The organism is Marinoscillum pacificum (genome assembly GCF_024714495.1).
Taxonomy (GTDB): Bacteria; Bacteroidota; Bacteroidia; order Cytophagales; family Cyclobacteriaceae; genus Marinoscillum; species Marinoscillum pacificum.
Genome location: NZ_JAMZMJ010000003.1, coordinates 293,930 through 306,230 on the forward strand (window position 1 = coordinate 293,930; position 12,301 = coordinate 306,230).

4 protein-coding genes are annotated in these 12,301 nt (G+C 40.2%); 3 read left to right on the plus strand and 1 reads right to left on the minus strand.

Annotated features, from left to right (window positions below; genetic code table 11):
• Positions 1–1,437, plus strand: a complete 1,437-nt coding sequence (locus NXS00_RS10620; RefSeq protein WP_258099168.1) for a hypothetical protein — start codon at positions 1–3, stop codon at positions 1,435–1,437.
• A 362-nt stretch (positions 1,438–1,799) separates the two neighbouring features.
• Positions 1,800–4,256: a TonB-dependent receptor gene (locus NXS00_RS10625; RefSeq protein ID WP_258099169.1), complete on the plus strand. Its 2,457-nt coding sequence runs from the start codon at positions 1,800–1,802 to the stop codon at positions 4,254–4,256.
• A gap of 226 nt (positions 4,257–4,482) precedes the next feature.
• On the opposite strand, the gene NXS00_RS10630 is transcribed toward NXS00_RS10625, so the two are convergent.
• Complete coding sequence (locus tag NXS00_RS10630) at positions 4,483–5,277, minus strand: TIGR00266 family protein (protein WP_258099170.1); 795 nt, start codon at positions 5,275–5,277, stop codon at positions 4,483–4,485.
• A 236-nt stretch (positions 5,278–5,513) separates the two neighbouring features.
• Between NXS00_RS10630 and NXS00_RS10635 the strand changes: the two genes are divergently transcribed.
• Positions 5,514–12,200 carry an OmpA family protein gene (locus NXS00_RS10635; RefSeq protein WP_258099171.1) on the plus strand — a complete coding sequence of 2,229 codons (6,687 nt, stop codon included), beginning with the start codon at positions 5,514–5,516 and terminating at the stop codon, positions 12,198–12,200.
• Positions 12,201–12,301 lie beyond the last annotated feature (101 nt).

Consider the following 12,301-nt stretch of genomic DNA (forward strand, 5'->3'; position numbering starts at 1 on the left):
GTGGAAAAAATCAAACTGAAAAAATTTACAGCATTTGCTAAGGAGATCCTGCCTCATGAGGCAGATTATTTGCTTGGCATTGAGCAGTTTGAAGACGCCCAGAAAGTAGAAATTCTTAAAAGATTGCGTGATAACGCGCACCAGCAGCAAAATCAAACGGCATTCAATACATCTATCAATAAGCGCAAATATTCTAGCTTGATGGACTGGATTCAGCGAAAGTTGGATGGAATTGATGTAGATAAATACTTCCAATGGATCAATGAGATGGATCGTAAAGTGATTACGGATGCCATCAGCCATGAGGAGGAAAAGGTGTTGCTGCGTCGCATAAAGAACTACAAACACCCGATTCATAACTTCATGAAGTTCTTTGAATTGTCCATCAATTACAGGCATTACCTGTTGATTCGATTGCGACATAAGGACTATCAGGAAGTGAACCAATTCATTGAGAAATACCAGGTCCAGTACGATTATAGTAAGGAAGTTAATGCCAAACTACATCAGGCTACTGTAGATATTATCAATCAGTTCAAAGAGAAAAAAGGTGATTCCCTACACTGGGAAGATTGGTTGTTAGGGCTGTTTGGTGATAGTCAGTTGGATGGATTTAATCGCTACATGGCGGTTGTTCGTTTAACATTTTTGTATTTCAACAGCCGAGAGTTCAATAAACTAAAGCAAGTTTACGATCAGTTGGACGTCCTTTTGGCTAAAGGGATGTTTTATACGCGTCGTATATTATACAACTACTATGCGAACCGCTTGATGCTGCATAGTAAGTTTGATGTATTGCAGCAGGCTGAGGAGTATGGGTATTTATCCATTCGTCAGAAGAACTCTGATCATGTGCAGTATTTGAGCAACTTCAGTTCTATTCTAATTAGAAGAGGTAAGATTGAGGAGGCATTAAACCTGTTGAAAGAGTCATTCGCGGAAGTACAGAAGTCTAGTAATTTCTATCATAAAATTGGCTTTATCTCCTTCTATATCAAGTGTTTGAATCTGAATAACCAGTCTCAGCGAGGTGAGATGCTCGCTGATAGTTTCTTGCGTATACATTCAGATGATATTTTGAATCAACGATGGTATTCCTTCTTTACTGCTTATATACAGGCGTTGATCAAACAGGAAAAGTATCAAAAGGTGCTTCAGACGTTCAAGAAATATGATCTGATCCTCCATGACGAAGAGGATAGTAAGAAGTCCATTTATCTCCCGACCATTCGTTGGTATTATGAAATTGCTCTTCTGAAGGTTGGAAAGATCGAGTCCAAAGAATTGGTTGAATCTATCGTTCAGTTCTCTCAGGATTACCTGGATGATCCACACAAAACATTCATTTTGAATCAGGTTCTTTCTGAGCTTGAGACCTACGTACCGCGTACTGTGGTTATGGCCAAAACTCGCCTTTATCAAAAGGAAAAGGTCTAAAAGTCCACCCATAGTTTTATGATATGCTTTAAAAGACTGATGGATTGTTCTGTTGGGTGAATTGTGTTATTGTCAAAATAATGCTCTTTTATTTATTTAAAAGCTATTATCATCTATTGATATTGGGTGGTTATTGAGAATATTTTAGTGTTTGGATCGAATGAAAGTACTGAATCGTAGAAATAAAGTCCATCCCTTAAATATATAATGTAATCATTTGTTAATCAGTGATATAGGGTTTTTGAGTTGTTATGATCTAAATAAAGTCAATAGCTTCTATTGTTGTGATATTTACATTTAGATCCATGCTTTTTCTAGGTTTATTGAATAAGATTTAAAAAACAACCTAAAAACTTTCAAAAATGAAAAAGACCTTTACCATCTTAGTTGTAGGCATGTTATTTGTCTGCTTTCGGTCCTACAGCCAATCAGCTGTAAGCGGTTCAGTGATGGATATAGAGTCTGGCGATCCATTAATTGGTGCAACAGCCATGTTGAGCGGCACCTCAAAAGGAGCAACTACAGACGCTAGCGGAAAATTCACGATTCAGGGAGTGGAAGATGGTTCCTATACATTGACCATAACTTATGTCGGCTATGCCGAGTTTAGTAAAAAAATAACAGTATCAGGCGCAGACTTGAGCCTCGGAAACTTATCCTTGGAAGAAGCCATATTTGCTTTTGATCAGGTGGTTGTTTCTGGTACCAGACAAGCAGAAAAAGTAACAGAAACGCCTGCTACCATAGAGATTATATCTGCCAAAGACCTTGAAGAGTTACCATCATTTAACCCGGGTGAGTTATTAGCCCGCGTAAAAGGAGTGGATTTTGTTCGTGCAGGGGTAGTAGGTACAGGTATTAACATTAGAGGTTTCAATAGTAACTTCAACTCAAAGAACCTTCAGGTGAATGACGGTCGTTTTGCTACGTTAATTGCGACTGGTCTTCCTATGGGTCCGTTGACCACTCAAGTTAAAGAAGATGTAGAGCGAGTAGAGGTGATTTTGGGTCCAAACGCAGCGCTTTATGGTCCAAATGCTCACAATGGGTTGGTGCATACTATTACTAAAGACCCTAGATCCTCTCAAGGAACGACTGTAGCAGTTGGCGCTGGTAATCAAAGCATGTTCACTGCTAGATTCCGTCATGCTCAGGTAGTTAATGATGTATTGTCTTTCAAAGTATCAGGGGAGTACACCAGAGCCGAGGAGTTTGATTTTGCGGATTCTGTATACATCGATAGAGATGGTGATGGTGTTAAAGAAGGGTACGAAGAGTATAAATTGGATAATAGCATTGAGTTCTTAAGAGGAGAAGCAGCGGCCTATATCAGTTTACCAAATGCTTCTGATATCATCATCTCAGCAGGTGGAAGTAACAGTACGTATTTGTCACCAACCAACGTAGGTAGAAACCAAATTAAGGATTGGAAAATTGGATATATCCACGCTAGGTACACATCTAATAGATTTTTTGCTCAAGTGTATAATACGACTAGTTATACTGATGGTACTTATGCGATTGATCAGCGTACTAAAAACTACTACGCATTTATTGATGCAGGAATGAGTGAGGCGGAAGCTGAACAACAGTCATTGGATAAAGCTTATGGAGCACCATTTGACGATGAGTCTAAAAGACTAAACGCAGAGGTTCAGTATCACGAAAAATTTGGTTCTACAGGAGTTGTTGTAGGTGCGCAATATCAGCGTGACAATGCTAACAGTAAGGGGACTTACTTATTAGATAATGACGGAAATGATCCAATCATCGTCAATCAATTAGGTGTTTATGGTCAAATTGAACAGGAATTGGGTGAGGCGTTCAAATTGACGGCTGCTTTTAGAGGTGACAATCATGAGATCTATGGTTTCAACTTCATTCCTAAAGGAGGTATTGTATACAGTACAGACAAAGGTGCGGTACGTTTGACCTATGGAAAAGGTATTGCAGCTCCAACCATCATCAATATGTATGGTAACCTATTCAATGGTTTGATTTTAGGTAATGCAGAAGGATTTACATTAACAGATGGCTCAAAAGTCGAGAAGCAAAAAGTTGAAAAAATCCAATCGTTCGAAATTGGTTATAAAGGTGAGGTAGTTCCTCGAAAACTATTCCTTGATGCAAATGCTTACTACAACATTTCAGAAGATTTCCTTTCTCCGGTAACAGTTGTTGGGGTTGCTACAGAGCGTGGTGACGAGCCAATGTCTGAAGTACAGTCTGGTTATGGTGCTTATGGAGGCTTAGTAGCCACCTATGTAAACTTTGGAAAAGTGAACACTTACGGATTTGACCTGGGTACCAACGTCTACTTCAATGATCAATTCAACTGGACATTTAACTACTCGTTCTTTGACTATTCTTATGATGAAGATAACCTGGAAGAGAATGATTTCAATGGCGATGGCGTAGTGAATAAACTCGATGTATTGGTGAATGCTCCAAAACACAAATTTGGAACTGGTCTATACTACAGAGGTAAGAAATTGTTTAGCAACATCTATGTGAGATGGGTGCAAGAGTATGATTACTTCTCTAGCTATCAGATTGCAGCCAAAACTCAGGACCTTACCTGGAGAGGTACTCCTGTAGTAGAGAATGCCAGAAGCACTGATTCATGGAATTATGGTCCACTTGGAGGGTTCGTCAATGTAGATCTTGGTCTGGGATACAAAATCAACAGTGTCTTTACTGTGTCCGGTCAAGTAACGAACTTATTTGATGCTGAGTTTAGAGAGTTTACAGCCGCTCCATTTACTGGTAGACTTTACTCTTTGGAGTTGAAAGCGAAGCTTCCAGCTATTGGAAAGTAATTAAAATACTTCTTCATAATGCATTAAAAGGGGCTGTCTCAATAGGGCAGTCCCTTTTTTATAAAAAGAAAGAGGCTGTCTCAAAAGTCTTGACCTATTGTCATTCTGAAACTCGCCGTTCGCATTCATTTCAGAATCTAATTATGAGTAAGAACTTTAAGGATCCTGACATTCCATGTGGAACAAGCTCAGGATGACTTAATAATTGCGACAGCCTCTGTTTGGATTAGTAATTATCACCATCTAGCAGTCGGCCAATTCCGCCAAGAACTGATCCTTCTCCTTTTTGATTTCCACCCACACTTGGTGCACTTCGGATTATTCTGTCAGCTAGTCTTGAGAATGGTAAGCTTTGCAGGTAGACCGTGCCAGTTCCTTGAAGTGTAGCTAAGAACATTCCTTCACCTCCGAAGAACATGGATTTGAGGTTTCCTGATCGCTGAATGTCGTAATCAAGGCTAGGGGAGAACCCAACAATACATCCTGTATCAATTAGCAGCTTTTCATTTTTCAGCTCTTTCTTGACGATAGCTCCGCCGGCATGTAAAAATGCCATGCCATCTCCTCTGAGACGTTGAAGTATGAAGCCTTCTCCACCAAAGAATCCAGACCCCAGGCGTTTATTGAAGGCAATTGAAACCGAAGTTCCTAAAGCAGCACATAAGAAAGCATCCTTCTGACATAGAATTTCGCCTCCTATTTCTCTCAGGTCCAGAGGAATGATAGCTCCAGGATACGGAGCAGCAAATGCTACTTCTTTTTTACCAGAGCCGGTGTTAGTGAAGTGAGTGATGAAAATCGATTCCCCAGTCAGTGCTCTTTTTCCAGCATCCAGAAGTTTGCCAAAAAGTCCTTTGTCGGGCTCTGAACCATCACCCATTTTAGTTTCAAAAGATATATTGCTGTCCATCCAGTTCATGGTGCCAGCCTCAGCGATTACGGTTTCTCCAGGGTCGAGCTCGATCGCAACGGTTTGCATATCATTACCATGAATGACAAAATCTATCTCGTGTGATTGCATATTGTGTTATTTTTTTATGAAATTAGGTAATTGACGGATGTAAATTTTGCAGATGCTTTGTAAGTTGTATTCGCCTTCGCCAATGGTCAACTACATTATTTACCTGCTCATCGGGCACATGATCTTGTTCATCAAAGAATTATGCTCGATAAGCTTATTTATATAGTTTATAAATGATCTTATTGAGAACTTAACTTCTTCAAAAATTGACTAGCGAAACCAATCTAAACACTACAATGAACCTTAAGTTACTGTTAAACGGCTTTTTGGCCACAGTGTTACTTTTTATCTATGTAGAATCGAGTGCACAGGACAGCACATCTACACAACGAAAAGGAGTAGACATCTTTATAACGCAATCTCCGAAAATTATTATATCACTTGATAATACTGTTGATAACAAATGTTATGGTGACAGTAAGGGTGCTATTAACATTACTCCAAAAGGAGGTTTTCCTCCTTACAAGTATTATTGGAGTCATGGTGCCACTACTCAAGATGTAGCAGACCTTGCTGCTGGATTTTATAAAGTAGCCGTTTATGACGGTTATAGTTGTAGTGATACATTGACAGTAGAGGTGAAGCAACCTGAGCCATTGAAGGGAGAGGTGATGAATACCAAGGATATCTTATGTTATGGATACAATCAGGGTATGATTGATATCGAGGTATCTGGTGGTGTTGCTCCTTATACCTACAGCTGGAGTAATGGTGCTACTACCCAGGACTTGCAAGACGTAAAGTCTGGTGAGTACTCAGTATTGATTACAGATGCTAACAACTGTCAAGACATTGTCGTGGCCAGAATTGAAGAGAAACCGCTCATTGTCCGGTCCTTTGACGATCTCTCCAATATTAAGTGTTTTGGTGATGAAACAGGGAAAATAGATATTTCCATAGAAGGTGGTATTCCTCCTTACACCTTCCTTTGGAGCAATGGGGCTACAACGGAAGATATTTCTGGTCTGAAAGCTGGAAACTATGAAGTGACAGTTACTGATGCCGCAGGATGTACGGAAGTTTACGCTGCCAAAGTGAAACAACCGGATCAATTGACCTTAAATATTGACGAGGTTCGTAATGTAAGATGTTATGGTGACGAGGGTGGAGCCATCAATATTGGTGTTTTAGGTGGTACTCCTCCATATAGTTATGAATGGAGTAATGGTATGACTACTCAGGATATTAACGGTGTTAAAGCTGGTAGATATTCTGTTACCGTGATAGATGCTTACGGATGTTCTGGAAGTATGGAGACTGAAATCACACAACCGGAGAACATGGTGGTGGAAATGGTTTCAAGTTCTAATGTATCTCATTATGGTGGAACTGATGGAGCGATCGATATTCGAGTTTCAGGTGGTGTTGCACCATATAAGTTTAGATGGAATAACGACGAAACAACAGAGGATATTTCGAATCTTCCTGCTGGAAACTACAATGCTAAAGTAACGGATGCTACAGGTTGTAGTAAATTCATTCAAGTTGCGATTGAGCAACCAGAACAATTAACTGCAGTAATCAACAGAGCGGTTAACATCAACTGTTTTGGCGATGAGTCAGGGGAATTAGCTGTTGCAATCAGAGGTGGTATTAGACCTTATACAATCTTATGGAATACTGGTGCTACTACTTCAGAAATTACGGGATTGAAAGCCGGAGCTTACTCTGTGACGATAGAAGATGCTAATAATCATTCTGTTCAAATAGATACAGTACTTACAGAGCCAGATGAGTTTATCGCTGAAGTAAAGCAAGTGACTAACATCCTTTGTTTTGGAGAGAAAGAAGGTGCTGTTGATGTAGAAGTTGTTGGTGGAGTTCCTCCATATAAATACTACTGGAGTAATGGTATGATTACTCAGGATATCATTGATGTTCCTGCTGGGAGCTACTCAGTAAAAATATTAGACGCGAATCGTTGTGTGCAGAACCTTGAAGTTGAGATCACTCAACCAGAAGATTTGGGTATAGCGATGGAGTCTTTAGAAAATGTTAAGTGTTTTGATGAAGCAACTGGTTCAATTAATGTGACGGTTACAGGAGGTGTAGAGCCTTATGACTTTACCTGGAGCAATGGAGCGACCACACAAAACATCGCTGACCTAAAAGCTGGTAACTATAAATTGACTGTTCAGGATGCAAATGGTTGTGTGGAAGAGTTCTCCACCAGAATAACCCAGCCTGAATTGCTTGTAATCAGAGAAGAGCAAGTTGGTCATATTGACTGTTTTGGTAATACGAACGGATACATTCACTTGAATATATCAGGAGGTGCAGCTCCATATACCTATGCATGGAACAATGGAGCAACTACTAAGAATGTGAATGACCTGGCAGCCGGTAGTTATAATGTTACCGTAACAGACGCTAATGGATGTCAGGCTACGTATGCGCAGGAGATCAAGACACCTGAAGAATTGGTAGCTACCATAGATGAAACAGTTGATAATGTTTGTGCTGGTGATCTGAAAGGCGAAATCAATATTTCAGTTGTAGGGGGTGTTGCTCCATATAGATATAGATGGTCTACAGGAGCCACTTCTCAAGATTTGGTGAATGTAAAGAGTGGTAAATACTCAGTTCAAATAACGGACGCCAATGGATGTATTGATACGTTGAGTGCCGAGATCAAAGAGCCACCAGTACTTGAAGTTAAAATCGAGTCTACTAATATTCTATGTTATGGAAGCAAGTCAGGTGCAATCAACCTGACTGTGACAGGAGGTACTAAGCCTTATTCTTTTGAATGGAGTAATGGAGCTAAAACAGAAGATGTATCAGCTCTTGGTGCTGGTGAATATTCTGTGATTATCAAAGATGCAAGTGGTTGTTCTAGAATTGAAGATGTAATGATCACTGAGCCTGCGAGATTCGTAGCTATTCTAGAGTCCGAGACACAGATCAAGTGTTACGGTCAAAATACAGGTGCTATCAGAGTTCGTGTGAGCGGTGGAGTAGAGCCTTATACTTATAAGTGGTCTAATGGAGCTACGTCCAAAGATATTCTTGATATCCCGGCAGGGACTTACGACCTATTGGCTACGGATGCAAATGGTTGTACACAATCAATCAAGTCTACGATTACACAGCCTACAGTAGTTGAGTACTCCATCAATAGTGTGACTGATTTAACTTGTTTTGGTGATAATGGAGGTGCAATTGATATCTCTGTAATTGGTGGTATCGGCCCTTATGATTACTTGTGGAGTAATGGAGCTACCACTCAAGATTTGGTAAACGTTCCTGCAGGAAAGTATACTGTACAAATCAAAGAAGGAAATGGTTGTATGAATACTTTGGAAGCTGAGATCAAGCAGCCAGAGTTGTTGATGTTGAAGCTAGATACAGTGGTCAATATCAATTGTTACGGAGACAATACAGGTTCAGTTGGAATTTCAGTAAAAGGTGGTGTTCCTCCTTATAAATACAGCTGGAGTAACGGCGCTACCACTGAGGATATTTCAAATCTAACTGCTGGAAATTATAGTGTTACAGTAACTGACGCACATGGATGTGTGAAATCTGCTTCTACTGTGGTTAAAGAGCCAAATCCATTTGTTGCTACGATTATCGATCAGCAAAATGTGATGTGTAATGGAGATGCTACAGGTAGTATCAAGTTGAATGTAACAGGTGGAGTACAACCATATACTTTTAAATGGAACAATGGTGCAACTGCTCAGAATCTAAGTAATCTTACTGCTGGTAAATATTCAGTATTGATTACTGATGCAATGGGTTGTACTCAAAGTATTGAAACAGAAATTACACAGCCACCAGTGATGAAGGTAGAGTTGGTTGCTGTAGAAGATGTTTCATGTTCTGGTGGTTACAATGGTTCTATCAATATATCAGTAACAGGAGGTAAGACTCCATACAGATATAAGTGGAGCAATGGTGCTACATCTCAGGATTTAGAAAACATTCCTGCTGGTACTTACAAGTTGTATGTGATGGATGCTTATGGTTGTTCAGATGAAAACATCGAAGTAACTGTAGCTGAGCCAGAACCAATTACGGCGAGTATCACAAGTGTTACAAATATCAACTCTTACGGATTAAGTACTGGTGCTATTGACTTGTCAATCAGTGGTGGAGTTCAGCCTTATAAGTATAGCTGGAGTAATGGGTCGACTACACAAGACATAAGCCAGATTCCTGCAGGTAACTACTCAGTATTCATTGTAGATGCTAACGAGTGTGAAGTTTATCTGAATGCAACAGTTACTCAGCCACCACAATTGAACGTGTTGGTAGAATCTGTGCAGAACATCTTATGTAGTGGCAACAGTACAGGAGCTATTAGAGTATCCGTATCTGGAGGGGTTCAACCATATACTTTCGAATGGAGTAATGGAGATTCTACTCAAAACATAACTGACGTACCAGCTGGTGATTACTCATTGACTGTGACTGATGCAAACAACCATCGTAAGATCATCACCTCAAACATTTCAGAGCCTACTAACTTGAATGTCAATGTGGATCACATTGAGCATGTGAAGATTTTTGGTCAGAAAACAGGTGCTGTTGATATCACCGTAACGGGTGGTGTGAGACCATATACTTATCAGTGGAATAATGGTTCATCTAGTCAGGATTTGAAGGAGATGGCAGCGGGTAGGTACGAGTTGTTATTGACAGATGCGAACGGCTGTACCGTAAATACCATTGCTCAAATAGAGGAGCCACAGGAATTGGTAGCATCTATTTCAGATGTAACTAATGTGTTCTGTAATGGAGATAATAAAGGTGCGATTAGAGTTTCTGTATCAGGTGGTGTTACGCCATATCAGTTCAGATGGAGTAACGGTGAGCGTACTCAAGATATCGAAGATGTAATCGCTGGAGTTTATACTTTGAAAATCACTGATGCAAACGGAAGTGTTAAGAACCTTGAAGCAGAGATCAAGCAACCTTCTTCTTTGAATGCAAGCATTACTTCTCAAATTCATAATGACTGTTATGGTGAGCAGCAAGGAAGTATCGCTGTAAGTGTATCTGGTGGTGTTCCACCATACAGCTACTCCTGGAGTAATGGAGCTACAGCAAACAGTATTGAAAGCTTAGCGGCTGGAGATTACGATGTAATCATTAGAGATTCAGTAGGATGTGAGCAGCGTTTAATGGCGACAATCGAACAGCCGGAAGAACTTGTTGCAAAAGTTGAGAGTATCAGAAATATTACTTGTAACGGTGAGGCTGAGGGTAAAATCGAAGTGGATGTCACTGGTGGTACTTCTCCATATAGATTCAAATGGAACAATGGTAGCGAGACTCGTAACTTGAATCAGGTATTGGCTGGAGAATACAGTTTAGAAGTGTACGATGCTAATGACTGTTATGTGAAGTTAGATGCTGAAATTACGGAGCCTACATTGCTTACCGTTCAGCTTGATACGATCGTTCACAACTTGTGTAAGGATGACAAGCAAGGAATGGTTGAGATCTCTGTTAGTGGAGGTGTGACGCCTTATGAATATAGATGGAGTAATGGAGAGCGTTCTGAGGATCTCGTTGACGTAATTGCTGATACCTATACTGTAATTGTAAAAGATGCAAATGGATGTACTCAGGAGTTAACTGCTGAAGTATTGGAGCCACAACTTCTTTCTATTGTAGTAGATTCCATTTCACATGTTCCATGTAGTGGAGATGAGACAGGATACTTCAGTGTGCAAGCTGCAGGTGGTGTAGCACCATACAAGTTTAGCTGGAGCAATGGAGCTACTGGTAATGTTCTTCAAAATGTGAAAGCAGGCAAATACGAAGCGACTGTAACAGATGCCAATGGATGTTCTGCAACCATCTCTGACTTCATCAATGAGCCACCAGCTCTTATCAGTGGAATTAGTGCAATTACCGATATTCAGTGTTATGGTGATAGTTCAGGTGCTATTTACATTACGGCACTTGAAGGCGTTGGCCCTTATGAGTTTGAGTGGAGCAACGGAGCTACTACTAAAGATATCACTGGATTGATGGCAGGAGATTATCAGTTGAAAATCACACAGGGTAATGGTTGTGTTACGTTCCTTGAGGCAACTGTAAACCAGCCAGAGCCATTTGAACTGGAAGTTGTTAGTGTAGACGATGTAACATGTTTCGGTGATCAAACTGGTAAAATTGATATCGAAGTATCAGGAGGTGTGGCACCATATACGTACTCTTGGAGTAACGGAGCTGAAACCCAGGATATAGCGGGAGTGAAAGCTGATAATTACTCAGTAATGGTAAGAGACGCCAATGGATGTTTGTTGACTACATCTCTTGATATCAATCAGCCGAAAGAGCTTTTACTTACTATCGACTCAGTTAGAAACGTAAAATGTTGTGGTGATACCAGTGGTGCGATCTTTATCTCTGTTACTGGTGGTGTTGCTCCTTATAAATACAATTGGAGTAACGGAGCTACTACTCAGGATATCACGAACCTTCCTTTAGGTAAGTACACAGTGACGGTAACAGATGCTGTAGGTTGTGAGGTTTCAACTATCGAAGCTGATGATCTTGATATCTACGAGCAAGTTCTTACAAAAGGTAAATTCGTTACCAACGCGATTCAGTTCGATGTTGCGAAAGCAACCATTCGTCCAGAGTCATTTAGTATTGTGAATAAGATTGCGACGATCATGAAAGAGTATCCGCAATTGACCTTCCGAATTGAAGGACATACGGATGCGGATGGTACTGAGGCTTCAAACCTTGATTTGTCTAAGCGTAGAGCTGCAGCGATTAAAGAAGCATTAGTGAAATTTGGTATCTCTGAAAATAGACTTCAAACTGAAGGATATGGAGAATCCAGACCAATTGCGACCAACTTAACTCAAGAAGGTAAGCAGTTAAACAGAAGGGTAGAGTTCATCTCCTTGACTGGTAACCTATCTGGAGAGTTTGAAAATCTAGAACAAGAAGAGTAAGTAATAGTTCATCACGTTATATGAAAAGTCATCCTTGCGAAAGTGGGGATGACTTTTTTTTACAATTGGAATCGGCTCATTTATTCAATGGTGCATATAGA